The 18,017-nt window shown below is 38.7% G+C and carries 14 protein-coding genes and 1 pseudogene; 6 read left to right on the forward strand and 9 right to left on the reverse strand.

All coding sequences use genetic code 11. From position 1 onward, the window contains the following. The first annotated feature begins 20 nt into the window (after positions 1-20). From dksA to A3217_RS08225, 3 genes are read left to right on the forward strand one after another with little or no spacing between them, the layout of a single operon-like run. A complete protein-coding gene (dksA, locus tag A3217_RS08215) occupies positions 21-428 on the forward strand; it encodes an RNA polymerase-binding protein DksA (protein WP_066389483.1) in 408 nt (135 codons plus the stop codon). Next, positions 418-1,443: a hypothetical protein gene (locus A3217_RS08220; protein WP_066389484.1), complete on the forward strand. Its 1,026-nt coding sequence runs from the start codon at positions 418-420 to the stop codon at positions 1,441-1,443. Before dksA ends, A3217_RS08220 begins: the two co-directional genes overlap by 11 nt. Before the next feature lie 11 nt (positions 1,444-1,454). Then, on the forward strand, positions 1,455-2,831 hold the full coding sequence (locus A3217_RS08225; RefSeq protein WP_066389485.1) for an FAD-linked oxidase C-terminal domain-containing protein: 1,377 nt from the start codon (positions 1,455-1,457) through the stop codon (positions 2,829-2,831). A 114-nt stretch (positions 2,832-2,945) separates the two neighbouring features. On the opposite strand, the gene gatB is transcribed toward A3217_RS08225, so the two are convergent. Then, positions 2,946-4,364: an Asp-tRNA(Asn)/Glu-tRNA(Gln) amidotransferase subunit GatB gene (gene gatB, locus A3217_RS08230; protein ID WP_066389825.1), complete on the reverse strand. Its 1,419-nt coding sequence runs from the start codon at positions 4,362-4,364 to the stop codon at positions 2,946-2,948. Between the two features lie 207 nt (positions 4,365-4,571). On the opposite strand from gatB, the gene A3217_RS08235 reads away from it, so the two are divergent. Together A3217_RS08235 and A3217_RS08240 are read left to right on the forward strand one after the other, a co-directional pair. Then, on the forward strand, positions 4,572-5,696 hold the full coding sequence (locus A3217_RS08235; protein ID WP_066389486.1) for an efflux RND transporter periplasmic adaptor subunit: 1,125 nt from the start codon (positions 4,572-4,574) through the stop codon (positions 5,694-5,696). An 11-nt stretch (positions 5,697-5,707) separates the two neighbouring features. Continuing rightward, the gene (locus tag A3217_RS08240; protein ID WP_197456888.1) at positions 5,708-8,827 is read left to right on the forward strand and encodes an efflux RND transporter permease subunit; all 3,120 of its coding nucleotides are present in this window, start codon (positions 5,708-5,710) and stop codon (positions 8,825-8,827) included. Between the two features lie 39 nt (positions 8,828-8,866). On the opposite strand, the gene A3217_RS08245 is transcribed toward A3217_RS08240, so the two are convergent. From A3217_RS08245 to A3217_RS08270, 6 genes and pseudogenes are all read right to left on the reverse strand, one after another. Continuing rightward, positions 8,867-9,763 carry a hypothetical protein gene (locus tag A3217_RS08245; RefSeq protein WP_066389490.1) on the reverse strand — a complete coding sequence of 299 codons (897 nt, stop codon included), beginning with the start codon at positions 9,761-9,763 and terminating at the stop codon, positions 8,867-8,869. A gap of 10 nt (positions 9,764-9,773) precedes the next feature. Next, the gene (locus tag A3217_RS08250; RefSeq protein WP_231860236.1) at positions 9,774-9,941 is read right to left on the reverse strand and encodes a hypothetical protein; all 168 of its coding nucleotides are present in this window, start codon (positions 9,939-9,941) and stop codon (positions 9,774-9,776) included. Next, positions 9,938-10,132 (reverse strand): hypothetical protein, encoded by a 195-nt coding sequence (locus A3217_RS08255; protein WP_066389492.1) that lies wholly within the window; start codon positions 10,130-10,132, stop codon positions 9,938-9,940. Before A3217_RS08255 ends, A3217_RS08250 begins: the two co-directional genes overlap by 4 nt. 48 nt (positions 10,133-10,180) lie before the next feature. Then, positions 10,181-11,887: pseudogene (locus A3217_RS08260) on the reverse strand (hypothetical protein); the annotation flags it as partial. A 219-nt stretch (positions 11,888-12,106) separates the two neighbouring features. Further along, positions 12,107-13,306 carry a sensor histidine kinase gene (locus tag A3217_RS08265; RefSeq protein WP_066389494.1) on the reverse strand — a complete coding sequence of 400 codons (1,200 nt, stop codon included), beginning with the start codon at positions 13,304-13,306 and terminating at the stop codon, positions 12,107-12,109. Further along, positions 13,296-14,006, reverse strand: a complete 711-nt coding sequence (locus tag A3217_RS08270) for a response regulator transcription factor (protein WP_066389495.1) — start codon at positions 14,004-14,006, stop codon at positions 13,296-13,298. The genes A3217_RS08265 and A3217_RS08270 overlap by 11 nt, the downstream gene beginning before the upstream one ends. 262 nt (positions 14,007-14,268) lie before the next feature. Here A3217_RS08270 and A3217_RS08280 point away from each other — a divergent pair, with 262 nt between their 5' ends. Continuing rightward, positions 14,269-14,949 (forward strand): C40 family peptidase, encoded by a 681-nt coding sequence (locus tag A3217_RS08280; protein ID WP_066389498.1) that lies wholly within the window; start codon positions 14,269-14,271, stop codon positions 14,947-14,949. Between the two features lie 499 nt (positions 14,950-15,448). Here A3217_RS08280 and A3217_RS08290 read toward each other — a convergent pair whose 3' ends face one another. Both A3217_RS08290 and A3217_RS08295 read right to left on the reverse strand, forming a co-directional pair. Then, positions 15,449-15,724: a zinc ribbon domain-containing protein gene (locus tag A3217_RS08290; protein ID WP_066389500.1), complete on the reverse strand. Its 276-nt coding sequence runs from the start codon at positions 15,722-15,724 to the stop codon at positions 15,449-15,451. 86 nt (positions 15,725-15,810) lie between these two features. Continuing rightward, complete coding sequence (locus A3217_RS08295) at positions 15,811-17,922, reverse strand: DUF262 and DUF1524 domain-containing protein (RefSeq protein WP_066389501.1); 2,112 nt, start codon at positions 17,920-17,922, stop codon at positions 15,811-15,813. Positions 17,923-18,017 lie beyond the last annotated feature (95 nt).

Genomic DNA, 18,017 nt, shown 5'->3' on the forward strand with positions numbered 1-18,017 from the left:
ATGGAGGTTTGAAAAGTCTTATGGAATACACATTTTTTGAGAATTTGCTAAAAGAGAGAAAGAAAAAGCTCGAGGATTCATTGTTTGAAAAAAATGGGGTTTTGCATGAATGGAATAATTCGCATTTTAGTGATGATGGTGATGTAATCGCAGCAAGCACGCACGGAAATCAGACGATTTCCATTATGGAATTACAGAAAAAAGAGACGCAAGAAATCGAGCATTCCTTAGAAAAAATCAAAAACAAAACCTATGGAATCTGCGAGATGTGCGATGAGGAAATTAGTATCGAACGTTTAAAAATTAAACCTCACGCAAAATATTGTATCCAATGTCGCGAATACTTTGAGAAAGCTCAACATTTGCAGGATAAATTTAAGAATCTAAAAACTAAGGGTTCAAATACAAAGGAATTTGATGAAATTTAAATACTACACGGCTTTCAGCGCTATTTTTTGCTTTTTGCTCGGCATTTACGCGTATAGCTTAGATTTGGGAAGTTATAGCTTTATCGTGCCGCATTTTCATAATGAAATCACCCTACCAATCGCTCTATGGCTGATTTTGCTTATTTTATTTTTCTTTATTTGCACGCTAGTACTTTTTGGAGCAAGCTTTGCGCTTGAACTTGTGCGTTCCTATCAGACAAAAAGCGATTTTGATAAGCTTTTATCACAGATAAATTCCCAAGCACTCAACAAACCAATTGAAAACAAAGTATATAAAAATACCAACATCGCAGGTATTTCTAAAATCCTCGCGCGCTTTTATCTCAAACCACGTTTAGATTCTAAAGAATGCCTTGAGCCAAAGATTGACAAGCTTTTTGAAGACTATAAAAATGTGATGAATGGCAAAAATGTGGATTTGAAAGCCTATAACCTTGATAAGGAAAATAAATTTAGCATACAAAACAACAAAAACAAGATTCAAGAGGATAGAAAATATGCTTTTAATGTGCTTGCAAAGGCTGAGCCAAAGGAGCTAAGGGATTTTGCGATTAAAGAGATTCTCAAATTTGGAGATAAAAAAGAGCTAGAAAAATTATTTTCCTATGAAATCACGCTAGAACCTTGTATGAAAGAATCCTTGATTGAAGCTTTTATACACGAAAAAGATACATTTAGCACAGGGCTTTTGACAAAAAGCTTGCAACAAGTTGGCTTTAGCCAAAGTGATTATCTCAACCTTGCAAAAAGCGCAAAGGGGATTCTAGAGCCAGATTCTTGGTATAAGCTTTTTGAGAATCTTGCAAATAGCGATGAGAAGGCGGAAATCGCACTCTTTTATGTAATGCTAGAATTGGAGATGATTGACAAAGTGCGCGAGCGCAGGGCACTTCACGGCAAGGATGAGTTGCGCTTTATTGATGCGTATTTGGACTTGCGCGATACTGCAAAGCACCGTTATAGGCTTGATATATTTTTTAATCAGTTTAGTTAAAGGAAGCGCGAATGCTAGAATCTAAACATTTTTTAGCCCTACAAAATATCGTTGGCAAGGAAGACTGCCACAATGACAAGGCGCATTTAATAGCGTATTGCTATGATGCTACGCGCGAGCGCTACGAACCTGATGTAGTGGTGTATCCACAAGATGAAAAAGAGGTGAGCGCAGTTTTGAAATATTGCAATGAGCATAAAATCTCCATTGTCCCACGCGGTGCGGGAAGTGGCTTCACCGGTGGTGCGTTACCTGCAAATGGCGGGATAATTTTGGCGATGGAAAAATATTTTAATCAGATTCTAGAAATTGATGAAAAAAACCTCATCGCACGCGTGCAACCAGGAGTAGTGAATAAAATCTTTCAAAATGAAGTCGAAAAACGCGGGCTTTTCTATCCACCAGACCCTGCAAGTCAAGAATACAGCACACTTGGGGGCAATGTAAGCGAAAATGCCGGAGGTATGCGCGCCGCAAAATATGGAATCACCAAAGACTATGTAATGGCGTTGCGCGCGGTTTTGCCAAATGGCGAGATAATCCGCGCAGGTAAAAAAACAATAAAAGATGTCGCAGGCTATAACATCGTAGGTACGCTCATAGCGAGTGAAGGCACGCTCGCGGTGCTTACAGAGCTTACTTTAAAGCTTATTGCCAAGCCAAAATTTAAGCGCTCGGCTATAGGGATTTTTGATAGCATAAATGACGCGATGAATGCGGTGTATAAAAGTATGGCAAGCGGACTTACACCTGTGGCGATGGAGTTTTTGGATAATCTTAGTATCCGCGCGGTGGAAGAGCGCTTTCACAAAGAGTTGCCCATAGATGCGGGTGCGATACTTATCACGCAGGTTGATGGCGATTTTCCCGAAGTCATTGAATACCAACTAAACGCGCTAGAATCGAAGTTTAAAGAAAATGGTTGCAAAGAATTTAAAATTGCTCAAAACGAACAAGAGGAAGAGGATTTGTGGTTTGCACGACGCAATGTAAGCCAAAGTATCACAATCTATGGCAAAAAAAAGCTAAACGAAGACATCACCGTCCCACGCGCACGCCTGCCAGAATTATTAGAGGGTATAGGAAAAGTAAGCCAAAATTATGGCTTTAAGATTCCGTGTTTTGGACACACCGGCGATGGAAATGTGCATACAAATGTAATGGTGGCGGATTTGAAAGACTTAGACAAAGGACACGAGGCGATAACAGAGATTTTTAAACTCGCTGTGGAGCTAGAAGGCACACTTAGCGGCGAACACGGCATCGGACTTTCAAAAGCGCCTTTTATGCACTTAGCCTTTAGCAAGGCGGAAATGGAGCTTTTTAGAAGTCTCAAAAGCGCTTTTGACCCGAATAATATTTTAAATCCGGGCAAAATGGGATTATAAAAAGATTTCAAATCGCACCTTTTGACGCGACATAATGCTTTAGATTCTCACCTCTTGCGTGAAAAAATAATCTTAAAGAATCTCATTGAAACTACACAAAGAGGATTTTTCTAGCTACAATCGCTCTTTGAGTAGCTCATTGACCCTTGCAGGATTTGCACCTTTTGCGCTTTTCATCACTTGTCCGACAAAGAACCCAAAAAGCTTATCTTTCCCGCTTTTGTATTCTGCGACTTTATCGGCATTTGCCGCGATGATAGAATCTATTGCGCTGATAATCGCGCCATCATCATTCACCTGCGCTAGCCCCATAGATTCTATGAGAGAATCCACATCGCCACCTTTTTGCTCGATAAGCACATCTAAAATTTCCTTAGCACTTTTGCCACTTATCTTGCTAGATTCTACACGCAAAACAAGCGTAGCTAAGGTTTTGGAATCTATCCCGCAAGTTAGCAGGGTATTTTCACCTTTCAAGCGTCCTAAAAGCTCGTTTGTAAGCCAATTTTGCGCTCCTTTTGCGCTCACGCCAGATTCCAACATATTTTCAAAAAATTGTGCGAGTTCTAGCTGACTTATAAGCACCTTTGCCTGCGCTTGACTTAGCCCAAACTCCGCCACATAGCGCGCACATTTAGCATCTGGCATTTCTGGAATCTGCCTGCCCTCTTCCATCAATGTTTCATCAATAAACACCGGCAGTAAGTCCGGGTCTGGGAAATAGCGATAGTCCGCCGCCTCTTCCTTGCCACGCATAGAGCGTGTCTCGCCTTTTGTGGTATCAAAAAGGCGAGTTTCTTGCACGACTTCGCGCTCATATTTACCATCTTCCCACGCCTCAATTTGACGCGAAACTTCGTATTCTATGGCTTTTTGGATAAATTTAAAAGAGTTTAGATTCTTTATCTCCACACGCGTATAAAGTTTAGTATCGCCTTTTGGGCGGATAGAGACATTCGCATCACAGCGGAAGCTCCCCTCTTGCATATTTGCATCGCTTATTCCCAAAAAACGCACGATAGAATGCAGTTTCTTAAGATACGCCACCGCCTCGTTAGAATCTCGCATATCCGGCTCGCTCACAATTTCAAGCAATGGCGTGCAAGCACGATTTAAATCCACTTTTGACACACTGCCCTCATGGATATTTTTACCTGCATCTTCTTCAAGATGCGCGCGCGTTACGCCAATCGTTTTACTACCATTTTCTAGCTCGATTTCTATATTTCCGCGCCCTATTATTGGGATTTCGTATTGACTGATTTGGTAGGCTTTTGGCAAGTCGGGGTAGAAGTAGTTTTTGCGCGCAAATATGGAGTTTTGGTTGATTTCTGCATTTATCGCGCTACCAAAAGAGATCGCTTTTTTCACTGCTTCGCGATTTAACACAGGCAGTGCGCCCGGAAGTCCTAGACAAGTCGGGCAGACATTTTTATTTGGCTCTTGCCCAAAGCTCGTAGCACAGGAGCAAAAAATCTTAGTGCGCGTGTTTAGTTGCACATGCACTTCTAAGCCAATGATAGTTTCAAACATAGTATTCGCACTCACTTCATATCCTTTGAGATAAGCTTTTTAAACGCGCAAGTATAGCAAAAGCGTCTTAAAATTTAGGAAAGGGAAAAAATCTCAAAAAGTTAATAGTAATATATTGTTATAGTAACAATTTTATACTATACTTCGCGCTTGCTTTGGAAATACAGAATCTCAACTTAACTTTTTATCTTTTTAAGGAGTAAAACAATGAAAAAAATGAGAATAGCACAAGGTGCTGTTATCGCGCTTGGGCTGTTGTTTTTAGCTTGCGGTGAGGAAAAGCAACAAGCAGGCGCAAGAGGCGCGTTACCTGTGGGGACAAAGATTTTGCAAGCGCAAACGACTGCGCTTAATTTTGAATATCCAGCGAGATTAAAATCTCCGCAAAGTGTAGAAATTTATGCACGTGTGCAGGGAATCTTGCTTTCAAAAAATTTCAAAGAGGGGGATTTCGTCAAGCAAGGAGATAAACTTTTTAAAATCGACCCTACGACTTATCAAAACAAAGTCAATAGCGCAAAGGCGCAGTATCAAGCCGCAGAGGCAAATCTCACAAAAACTACGCGCGATTGGAAGCGCACAGAGCGCTTGTATAAGCAGGGTGTAATCACGGTGGATACTTATGATGCTTCATTGTATAACTATCAAGCAGCACTTGCGAATGTCACAAACACAAAGGCAAATCTTGATGATGCACTTGTAAATTTGGGTTATACAGATGTAGTTGCAAGCATTTCGGGGAGGACGGGAATGCGCCAGCTTGATATTGGGAATCTCGTAGGACAAGGAAACAACAATATCCTTACAACCGTGACGCAATTAAGCCCTATTTATGCCGAGTTTGCAATCCCTAGCACAGATTTTTACTACATTAGAGATTTAAATAATGCAAATGTAAGCGTGGAGGTTGTAACAGGAAATGGCAAGGTACATGAGGAAATCGGAAAGCTTGATTTTATCGACAGCGTGCTAGATTCTCAAACGCTTTCAGTCAAGGCGCGCGCGATTGTGGGAAATGATAAATTTAAACTTCTGCCAAATGAGCTTGTGCGCGTGAATCTCAAAGGTTTTGAAGCCACAGATTCTATCGCAATCCCACAAAGTGCGCTTTTGCAAGATAAAGAAGGAAGCTTTGTGTATCTCTATGACAATGGCAAGGTGAAAAAACAAAGCGTCATTTTAGGCAAGATTCTTAAGAATTCTGAAATTCTTATCCCAAGTGGCTTGAAAAATGGGGATATTATCATCACAACAAATTTAAGCAAAATTCGCCCCGGAATGGAAGTATCCCAACTACCTTCACAACCAACCCAGCCTAGCCAAGCTCTATAAGGAGGGCGCGTATGATTTCACGATTTTTTATCAATCGCCCTGTGTTTGCGATGGTGGTTTCTATCATCATCACAATTGTTGGCTCAATCTCAATTTTTACCCTGCCAGTAGAGGAATATCCACAAGTTACGCCCGTTGAAGTAATGGTAAGCGCAAACTATAATGGCGCAGATGCAGAAACCGTCGCAAACACTGTGGCAAATGTACTAGAAAATAGTATTAATGGCGTGGAAGGAATGATTTACATTAAATCAAGCTCAAGCTCAAGCGGTAGCGTGATGATAAGCGTTTCTTTTAGCAATGATACAAACCCAGATATGGCAACGGTGAATGTCAATAACCGCGTGCAGGGCGTGCTTGCCACACTTCCTGTGGAAGTGCAACGCACAGGCGTTACCGTGCGTAAGCGTAGCTCTACGATTTTGGGCGTTTATACATTGTATTCGGATAATCCAAACCACGATGCGATTTTCATCGCAAACTATGCGTCAATAAATATCGTTGATGACTTAAAGAGAATCCCCGGCGTAGGAGATGTAACTTCATTTGGCTCAAATGACTATTCTATGCGTGTTTGGCTTGATTTAGATAAATTATCACAAAATAATCTCACCCCAGCAGAGATTACAAGGGTTATACAAGAGCAAAACGCGCAATTTGCAGTGGGAAGTTTTGGTAAAGAACCGGTGCGCAAGGAAGTCGCTTTCACCTATGCAGCGACTACGCAAGGACGTTTTATTAAGCCTGAAGAGTTTGGAAATATCATTGTGCGCTCAAATCCCGATGGCTCGGCATTGCGTTTGAAAGATGTTGCAAGAGTAGAACTAGGTGGGGCAGATTATAGTGTAAATGCCTCTTTTAATGGAAAAACCTCAAGTGCTTTTGGAATCTTCGCTCAACCCGGTGCAAACGCGCTAGAAGTTTCTACCGCAGTAGAACAAAAAATGATTGAACTAAGCAAGAAATTTCCAGATGGGCTACATTTTGCAAAGGCTTATGACCCAACAGAGTTTATTTTAATCTCTGTCAAAGAAGTGATAAAAACTTTCATTGAAGCTATCGTGCTTGTGGTGATTATCATCTACTTTTTCTTGCAAAATTTCCGCGCGACGCTTATTCCTGTGATTGCGATTCCTGTTTCAATCATTGGTGCGTTTGGCGGAATGTATTTGCTAGGATTCTCAATCAATCTTCTTTCGCTCTTTGGGCTTATTTTAGCAATTGGGATTGTGGTAGATGACGCCATTATCGTGGTGGAAAATGTGGAGAGAATCCTACACGAAAAAAGGGTGAGCGTGAAAGAAGCCACGATTGAAGCGATGAATGAGATTCAAAGTCCATTGATTGCTATTGTGCTTGTGCTTAGTTCAGTGTTTATCCCCGTAGCATTTATCGGAGGCTTTAGCGGGGAGATTTACAAGCAGTTTGCTGTAACGATTGTTATTTCTGTGGTGATTTCGGGATTTGTTGCGCTCACACTCACGCCCGCGCTTTGTGTGTCGATTCTCAAAGCAAAAGAGCCAAAGCCTTTTTATCTCGTGCGCAAATTTAATGAAATCTTTGATTGGCTAAGTTATCATTTCACGCAAAATGTCGCAAAATCAATCAAACGCGGTGTGTGGTATTTGCTCGTGTTTGCAGCGATTTTAATCGCAACTTTTGGGTTATTAGCCAAACTTCCAACCGGGCTTGTGCCATCAGAAGATAAAGGCTCGCTTATGGGATTCTTGCAACTTCCACCTGCAAGCGCGCTTTCACGCACCACAGATACGGGAATGCAAGCGGTGGGTTTGATTAGAAGCAATCCAAATGTTGAAACTATTATGCTCATTGCCGGTTATGATATGCTTTCTTCCGCACAGCGCACAAGTAGCGCGGTAATGTTTGTAAAGCTCAAAGATTGGAGCGAGCGCAAGGGCGAGGCAAATAGCTCTTTTGCAACCGCTGGAATGCTCACAGGCGCGCTTAATGCAAGGCTTGATGCGATAGGTTTTGTGCTAAATCCCCCAGCAATTATGGGACTATCGCTTACAGGAGGCTTTGAAGCGTATTTACAGGATCGCACAGGCGGGAGCATACAGGATTTAGAGAAATACGCGCATTTGCTTACTTCTGAATTACTCAAGCGCCCAGAAATCTCTATGGCGCGCACATTGCTTGATTCGAATATCCCACAATACCGCATAACACTTGATAGAGACAAAGCAAAGGCACTTAATATCAATGTCGATGATGTGTTTTCCACAATGCAAAGCACCTTTGGGAATTACTACGCAAATGACTTTAACCTCTATGGGCGCACTTATAAAGTCTATGTGCAAGCAGAGAGTAATTTTAGAGAATCCCCAGAGGATTTAAGTCAAGTTTTTGTGAAGTCTGCAAATGACGTGCTCGTGCCTATTAGCTCGCTTGTGAGTTTTGAACGCATTGTAGGTGTTGATGTGATAGATAGGTTTAATCTTTTCACTGGTGCAAAGCTTATGGGTAGTCCAAAGCCGGGCTATTCTAGTGGTGATGCGCTCAAAGCACTAGAAGAAGTGGCTGAAGAGGTTTTGCCTGAAGGCTATACAATAGCCTATACCGGCACTTCCTATCAAGAGAAAAACGCAAGCGGCACAGGCACGCTCGCATTTGTGTTTGGGCTTGTGTTTGTGTTCCTTATCCTAAGTGCGCAATATGAGCGATGGCTTATGCCACTAGCTGTGCTTACAGCCGTGCCTTTTGCGGTGTTTGGCGCAGCATTGGCGACTTATTTGCGGGGATTAAGCAATGATATTTATTTCCAAGTTGGGCTTGTAACGCTTATCGCGCTTGCGGCAAAAAACGCCATTTTGATTGTGGAGTTTGCCGTGCATATACGCGAAAATGAAGGCAAAACCATTGCAGAAGCAGCCATCAAAGCGGCGCGCTTAAGATTCCGTCCTATTGTGATGACTTCGCTTGCCTTTAGTATCGGTGTGTTACCACTTGCGCTTAGTAGCGGTGCAGGCGCGGCTAGCAGGCACGCGATTGGCACAGGCGTGATTGGCGGTATGCTTGCAGCGACTTTTATTGCGACATTCTTTATTCCGCTCTTTTGGAGCTACTTTGCGCGTTTAAGCGAGTGGATTAAACACAAAAGACAGAGATAAACTCATAAAAAAGCGGGGATTCTCGCTTTTTTATGCTTTCTAACTTTCCAAAAACCCATATTCATAGACTTTTGGCTCTATTCTTTTAGCTAATTCTTTTAGGGCAAGATTTAACTCTCCTAGTAAATCCTTATAAACAGAGTCTTTGGCTTTTTGTGGTGGATTCATTTTGCCTTTATCATTAAATCCTTGAAAATATGCTTTTATGTCATAAAGCGAGGCATTTGGATTGTAAGATGTATCATTGCTTGATTGCGTGTGATAGTGTCTAAAAAGCTCTTTTCCAGAATCTAAGACTTCTTGCGCTTCTTGGCTAAAGCAAAGGGGCTTATTAGGGATAAACTTTGTATCATCATCAAAAAGATTTTGTTTTGAAACTTGCTTTGTGGGAGAACCTCGCTTGATTCTACCTTGCAAAAAATCTTGCATAAAATGCGATGTAAGGGCTTCTTGCGCGTTTATGTCCAATTCGGCAAAAGGGATAAAGTGATTTATCCCCTCCTTGCAAGTGATTTTATTCTGTCCGTGAAAAAGCATAAAGGCAAGGCAGTTATTTTGAAATTCTATCTCCTTTTCCCATTTGTTATTTGGATAAAGGAATTGGTCTCTATCATTTATCCAAGTGGCTTTAATGCAATGACGAACGGAGAAATAGACAACCATAGGGATTAAATTACGGGCGGTAATCATATATTTGGTTGCATTGTTTAATGTATTATTTGTATTTATTTTCTGTTTTACAGAAATATATAAATAAGTGTTGTTTTGAAAATCTGGTCCATTATTGCCTGTATATCCCAATATGCAATCATCTTGATATAGGTATTGTGTAATCCATTCGGTAATGCTTTTGTTTGTATGGTTCGTATAGAATTTTTTCTTTCCCAAACTCGCACCTTTTTCATTAAAAATATCTAGGATTATGGTGCTTTTCATTCAACGCCTTTTAGCTAAGTTTATTTATAGAGCTTGGGTAATACTCATCATTTTGGATTTGCGTTAAAGCAGAATCTAAAAGGTCAATTTGTTTGGGATTTGCCCCCTTTAGTCCGCCTATATCACTTAGCATATCATCGTGGATTTTTTGCACTTCCTGTAAGCTTAAATATCTCATTTATTTTTAAGCCTTTCAAATACTAAACGAATCTCTGGGTCTTGTAGTTTGCCTTGTAACTGCTCTCTTACGCTTTCAAAATCACTTTTAGATTCTGGCTCTTTGATAATCTCTAAATCACTTTTTAAGCCTTTTAGGCTTTCAATCACTTGCAAAAGTTTAGAATCTACATTTTCTAGTATCAAAGTCATTTTATCTCCTTTTTTTGCTTAGATTTTAGCAAAAGTTCTTATGTTTTATTCTTTTTTACTTAAATCCCATACAAGAAAACCTATGGGAAAGCTTCCCTTGACATTATCAAAAGTATAAGCTGGGCAGATAAAGCCTTTTAAAAACTTTGCCTTAAACTTCTCTCTAAACTTTACAAAGGCGGTTGCATTAACATATTTAAGCGTTGAAAAACTTGCAAGCTTGCAGTTTGGAATCTCATTATAGATTCTTATAAAAAACTGCGCGAAAAGCTCCCTTATCCCTAAGCCTAAATCTGCATTATCATTCCACACTTTGCTATTGTTAGAAACACCTATTTTATTTTTCCCTGTGCCTGTAACTTGTGTGGGTGTGCCAGCTTCCGCATAAGGCGGGTTGATAAAGATAATAAGCTTTTTGCGTTTTTGCTCATCTTGCAAAATCTCTTGCAGGGATTTTGGCAGTTTGGATTTTACGCAATCTTGGCATTTAGAATCTAGCCCACTTTTTGTGTGTTTGGCACAAGGCTTGTCAAAAAACTCATCATTTAAAAAATCAAATTGAAAAATATGTTTAGAAAGTAAGTTTAGCGTGCCATTTGCACAAAGCTCTTGCATAATCTCCACATCGGATTTATCAAGCGTGGAAGCATACAAAGAGGCGGATTCTGTGAGATTTGCTAGGAGATTGCCAGTCCCTGCGGCACAATCCCAAATATAATACTCGCTTTGATAGTTTTCACCTAAGGCTTTTTCTAGGTAACTTTGGGCTTTATTTACCCAAATTTGCGGGGTGAAAAACGCACCCTTTCGCTCTCTAATATCGCTAGGCACTAGCAAATCTCGCCTATCTATAATGTAGCTCCAATACTCTTCTTTTGGTGGGCGTTCATAGAGATTCCAAAACTCTGTGTGGGCTTGTTGATTATCCTTAAAACTTGCGGTATCTTTTTGTTGTGTCCCCATAAATGTGGTTTGTTTATTAAACTCATAATGCGTTTGTTTTAGCACGACAAAAAGTTTGTCTAAGAGGCTTTGATTTTCAGCGCTAAGTAAATCTGCTAGGTAAAAATCTGCATCTAAAATCCCTGCGCTTTTAGCGAGATTCCAATCAATGCCAATGCTAGGGGCTACGCTTGTAAGCCATTTTTGGTAAATAGTTGTGAAGTTGTTTTTAGTAATAGGAATTTTGGTGATATTTCCATTATTTAATGTGAAGTTTGCCCGTATGAAAGTTTGTAATTCTTTGGTGTCGTTTTTGAAGTTAAATTGCAATTTTTTAGATTCTAAAAGCTCTTTTGTCTTTGTGTGGAGTTGCTGAAACTCTTTTGTGTCGTGGTTGCTTGGGGTTACATTCCAATTAAAATCATTTTGCGTGAAGATAGAATCTAGCTCGTGGTAGGGGATAAAAGCGATTTTTTCGCAATCGAATGCCCCTAAGAAAATAGGTGAGAGATTGTTTTCATAGGTTTTTTCCTTGCCTATGGTTAGGATTAGCTGGACAAAAGATTCTATGATGTCTGCTTTATTGCCCTTTTTGGCTTCTGCCCATAGGAAGTTTATGGGTTCAAAAAGTGTCTTTGTGTCATAGCTTATACAAAAATCAATCTTGCCTAAAATTTGCGTGGAATCAAGATTTTTCAAAAAAGCTTTAGAATCTTTATCAAGCTTAATACATTCACTTTGTGGATTTGGACTAAAAAAATCAGCGGCAACTTTGTTTTTTAACTCTTCTTCGGAGATTTTTAGAGAATACATCGCACACCTTGCGTTGATGAGAATTTTTTAAGGCGGTATTGTAGCTAAATTCAATAAAAAGCATATTTGCAAAAGTTATGTTTGCGGGGCTAGAATCTAAAAATCCCAACCAGCGTGATAGAATCCGCAGAATCTTACCAACCAAAACATATCAAGCATGAACATAAGTCGAAGCGGGATTTACTCCCGAGAAGGCGATACAATTTTAAGGAATAGATTCTATTTTTCATTTTCCCAACGCAGGCTAAATTGCACCATTACTTCGCCATTTTGGCTCACAAGCTCTTTTGTGGTAATGCTTATTTTGTATTCATCACAAATCTGCTTGACAAGGCTTAATCCTATGCCAAAGCCTCCAGATTCTCGATTAAATCGCTCATAACGTTCAAAAATCCGCTCTTTATTTACCACGCCAAGCCCTGCGCTTGTGTTGGCGATTTCAAAAAGTCCAGATTCTAGCTTGAGGCTAATAAATCCGCTTTTTTTGGTGTATTTGATGGCGTTATTTAAGAGATTGTCAAAAAGCGTGATGATTTTTTCCTTGCTAGCGTAAAATTGCGCGGGTTTAATGTCGCTTTGTAGTTGTAATTTTTTTTGGCTAAAAAATGGCGCGAAAAACTCCAAACGCTCATTAAGAAGAGAATCTAGTGCTAAATTACTGCGCATTTGCTCGATGCTGTGGGGGAAGTTTGACGCGACAAGCGCTTGATAGACTTGCCCAAGTTGCAAAGAGGCTAGCTTAATGCGCGCGATTTTTTTCTTATCCTCTTGATTGAGATTGTGTGTTTTTAATGTTTCAATACTCATCAAAATAATACTAAGGGGCGTGTTTATCTCGTGCGTAGCGTCTTTTATAAAAGTATCAAGTTGCTGAATATGCGCGTTTATAGGTTTTAAAAAAAACTTGACAAGCACAAATGCCACCACGCCCATAAGAAGCAAAATCAGCACAAAATACGCACCTAGTTTGAGATTATTTAACATAATTTTAGAATCTACCTTATCATCTTGGATAAAGATTCTATACTTCACGCGTTTATTGCGATGTGGGAAACCCTCAGGGTCTATTATCACCTTATTGCCAATATCATAAATGCCCCTGTTAAATTGCTCTTCATTAGGATTTGCCAAAAGGTTTGAATACAGCACTTCGCCATTGTGATCAAAAATCCCAAAAGACATATCCACGTGATTTTTGAGAATCTCAGGAAGCGCGCTTTGTATTTCAAATTTATATTTTTTAAGAATCTCATTAATTTCAGTTGAAACTTCGCGCAAACTTGCTACTTGCGTTAAGACAATATTGCGCTTTTCTTTTTTGTGTAAAAAATAAAATACCCAACATAAAAGCACAATGCTTGTGCCAAGGTAAAGCGTGAGAATCTTTGCAATCGTCTTTGCGTTAGAACTAACTGACATAGCAATAGCCCTTGTTGTATTGCGTGAGAATCTTTTCCTTGCCGATAAGCTTGCGCAGATTTTTGATATACGCGCGCAGACTTTGCTCACTAGGCTCCTGCCCCAAATCCCATAATTCCTCAAAAATCCGCTCATTTGAAACATAGTGATTAGCATTTTGCAATAAAAGCACTAAGAGCTTGCCCTCTTTTTGCGTGAGTGGAATTATCGTATCTTGCTTGTAGAGGTTTTTGGAGATAAATTCAAAGCGAAGTCCATTGCCTAAATCCTCAAACTCTTCTTTTTTGTGAGAAAATGTGCGTTTTAGCAGTGTTTGAATGCGTAAATTTAGCTCTAAGAGCTCAAAAGGTTTTTTCAAAAAATCATCGCAACCGACATTGTAGCCTTTTTGCAAATCTTGCATACTTGAAAGAGAGGTGATGAAAATGCAGGGCGTATCTTTGCGCGCTTGACGCAAAAGTTCTAAGAGTGAGAATCCGGGATTCTCTAGCCTTTCACTTTCTTCGCAAAGATTTGCAAAATCTTGCCCCAAAGGCACTTTGACATCTAAAAGCCAAAGGTCAAAATTCTTTTGGTAGGCTAGCTCTAGCGCGTTTGAAGCGTCCTCACACAAAGTTACTTCAAAGCCCTGCTCCTCTAAAAACTCACAAAGAATTTCAGAAAGCACAAAATCATCTTCTAAAAGTAGAATCCTTGTCAAACTCACTTCCTTGTAACAGAATTAAAATCACAAAGAATTGTAGCTTCAAAATGCGTAAGCTTTGTGAAAATTATTTATTTTTAACAGAATTTAAGTGCCAAACTTTTATAGCCCACGCCTTAAGTAAGAATTTTGGAAGGATTGCAAGTGTGGCGCTTGAGATAGTTTTTAAAGACGACTCGATTAAAAAAGGACAACTAAATCTTAGGCATACAAAAGATGGCTGGAAAGTCCTCCTAAAATAGGGCTTTAAATTTATAAAGTGAAAGCGCGCGAGAATGGATGCCAAACAAAAAGATTCTCAACTTCTGTTTTACTCAAAAAGCCTGTGATTGTCGGGCTTTTTGCACTAGGAGTCTGCTTTGGTGCGTTGCGCTATTTTTCTACTTCCATAAACTCCCAAAATACCGATGAGCTTCCCACGCTTTTTGTCTCTCAAGCAATGGAGATTCTCCCTAAAAATGCAGAATCTGGTGATTTTATCCTACGCAAAGGGCGCAACACAGAAAGCGTGGTCATCGCGCATTTAAGCGATTCGCTTTTTTCACATATTGGAATGATGATTTCTACAAATCCATTTTTGATAATCCACGCCACCACTGATGATAATCCAAACTTCCCAAATCAAATCATTATAAGCCCATTAGCAGAGTTTTTAAATCAAGGCAAGATTTTTGCACTCTCAAGATTGAAAGCCCCACAAAGCATACGAGAAGTGCTAGTGATAGATTCTAAAGAATATTTGCACCGCGCTTTTGTGCTTGATACAAGCGATTATAAGCTGTATTGCACGAGTTTTTTAGAATCTCTGATTGCAAAGCACATGCCAATTTCTTTGCCTTATACGCAAATTGTTGCGCCTCTAGTTTCTGGGGAATATTTATTCCCACAGGCTTTTTATGAAAGCGGTGATTTTGAAAAAATTGTGCCAAGAAAATTTTAAGAAAAACCAGCCACGATAAGTTTTGGACAAATATTACAAAAAAATGGAAGCTGTGGCTTAAGGATTCTGTTCCTTTAAATAGTACGTGAATCCCGCTTCGGCTCCGCTTTGCGCGCATACTTAACGCGTTTATATTGATTAGGTTTATAGATTCTGCAACGCTTTTTTAGATTTCTTAAAGAATCTAAATATCCAAATTCTCTTCGCAGGCAAAGCTTTTAGTTTTGGAACTTAACCATATAAAATTTGATGTGGGTAACACAACAATATTTTAATGGGGATTTGAGTGGGCATTTTTATCAATTTTGTAATTTACTGCCTATTAATTATAATTTATCTCAAAACAAGCAAAGAAAGATTCAAAAACTAAGAGATTCTGCTATACAAGCTAAACATAGTGGTGATGAAAATTGTATTAAAGACTTATTCGAATGAGACTAGAATCTATTCTCTACATATAAAGTGGAAAAGTGCAAGGCATATAACATCAAAAAATGCTTTAGGTATTAGAGTTTTGGTAGCTTGTAGGGGTTTGCCACCTTTTTAGCGTTGGGAACAATTTGGTGCAGTGTGCTTTCATTTGTGCGTTGCTCATTCCAGCTTGTGCGCCAGAGCACATTTCTATGTATTCTTGCATAGAAATGTGCTCTATAAATTCACCATTTTCATAGTAATATTTGCAATAATCAAGGTTCACGCTTCCATCTTTTTCTAGCCTCATTTGCTCCTGTGAGCTTAGGGGCATACCGCAACTTTGATAGATTATATTTTGCATAAGAATCCTTTGTGAAGTTTGCTTGACGCTCATTTTCCTAGTTTAATGCGATTTACCACCATAGCGATAAAAACGCGCTGATTGCCTTAATATTCTTGTTGCTTCTCTAATGCCTGTCTAATCAGCCCCAGAAAATAGGGCAAGTCCTGCATATTGTCTAAGGTTACTTGCGTATCGCCAGTTCCCCATTTGCTTATATTTGAAATATCTCTTGCCAATTCTCTTGGGTCGTTTAATTCATCAATGGGGATATTTATGTTTAGTTTCAATTCTTTTTTCAAAGGAATAACACACAAAAAAGTACCATTAGAACCATAGTTAATTGTTTGCTTTAAAATTTTTTCTTCTATATATTCATCAAGGGCTAAAACTTCTTTTCGTAAAGCCTCAAATAATTCTTTACTCTTACCACTTGATAAAAATTTATGGGATTCTAAAGTATAGATAAGTCCACGTTGTCTTTTAGCTCTTCTTGCGCTTTCTAAAATCTCTTTATCAACCTCTGGATATGTCCAAATTTGCAAAGCATCTTTTGCTAATTCTTCTGTTCTTTGTTTAATGCTTTCTTCATTCCAAGATTCTATATTTTTTAATCCTTGATTTAATCTTAAAGGGCTTTGCTTAAACCCACCTTTCATATTTTGTTTTTTCTTAAAAGGCGCGTTGGAGTATTCAGAGTTATAGCCTGTAAGTGTGAGGTTACCTAAGGTATGCAAGTATTTTTCGTGGATTTCTTGCCAATCTTGTCCAAGCTCTTTTTGCCACTCTCTGCTATTATCAATGCTTTGAGGCATAATGTGCTCAAAGCTGTATGCGTTTATGCTTACCTTTTCTTTTCTGTCAAGATTTTCTAATTTATCAAAGAAATAGTTTTTCTTGTTAAATTTATAGAAGTTCTCTTTGCTAATGAGTGCTTCATAGAATTTTGTATCATTTGGAAAGATTGCATTACTTCCTTGGATGGCGAAATATTCCTTAACACTTTCAAGATATCGCTCTTTGTTGATATTTTTAGCAAAAGAAGCAAAAAATTTGTTCATAGCATTTGTAGAGATTCCACAAACTGATCTTCTTAAAACATAGCTTTCTATGAGCTTTAAGATTTCTAAAAAATCCGTCCTGCTTAAAGTCCCTCCATCATAATCCCCATAAAGTTCAAGCAAAAAAGGATATGCCACTTCACACTCTAATATTTTTAAAACTTTAAACCTACTTTTAAGCTCTTTATCCTCCTCTTTGTCAAAAGCCATAGTGCAATAAAAATGCGCATATTTTTGCAAATCAAGCAGTAAGTCCTCTGTGCTGATATTTTGCTTTTGCGTATACTCTTTAAAATTGTCATAAATCCTATCAAGGTTAGGAATATTGCCCTCCAATTTTATGGTGAGATAATGCCTTACAAAATAATCAAAACTTTGTTTATCTGGCTTATTTTGTGTGAGTTTATTAAAATTCTCTCCAAATTCAAGCTCCATAGCACGCCAATATTTTTCATAAAATACGTTTTGCTTCTCTGAGGATAAATCCATTAAAACATAATTGCGTATCAAATCGCTTTGGGATAACTTCCTGCCTGTGGAATTCATACTCTCAAAAATCAGTTGCGGGTCGTCTTTGCCTCGCTCAAGTGCTACATCAATGATTAAAAGCTTATTAATGCCTTTGCAAATGCTTTCTAATTTGTCTTTATTTTTTTCTAAATTTTTTTTAAAAAACTCAAAATTCTCTTGGATTTTCCTTGAGATTTCTTTGGGTTTTGCTTTGTCTTTATCTATTAGTGCAATAAGTGTGTCTTTATCTTGTTTTGTGAGGATAAGTTTGTATTTTTTCTCATTTTTACCATATTGATTAGTGAGATAATAATCTCTAATTTCGTCTTGAGAAAAACCTTCAATTTCATCGTTTGTAACCTCTCTTAAAGCTTGTAAAAGCAGTGTTAAAGTAGTAAGTCTTTGTTGCCCATCTATGACTAAGAGTTGTTGTGTAGAGCTTTGATGGTAAATGTTATCGTGTATATAAACAACAGAGCCTATAAAATACCCCCCCCCCTCATTATTTGCGCCAATCTTTTTAATATCCTGCCACAATTTCTCACAATCCTCTTCATCCCAACTATAAGTCCTTTGATATACAGGAATGATAAATTGTGTGCTTGGATTGCTTAAAAACTTTAAAAAATTTACCGCTTCTGCTTTCATTTTTTCTCCTTTTCTCCTTACTTGCTTTTAATATTCTATCAAAAAAACAAGTTAAGGAATGCTTATATTTTTTGCATATGAGTTACTTAACTTCG

The sequence above is a fragment of the Helicobacter himalayensis genome (assembly GCF_001602095.1).
GTDB classification, from domain to species: Bacteria; Campylobacterota; Campylobacteria; order Campylobacterales; family Helicobacteraceae; genus Helicobacter_F; species Helicobacter_F himalayensis.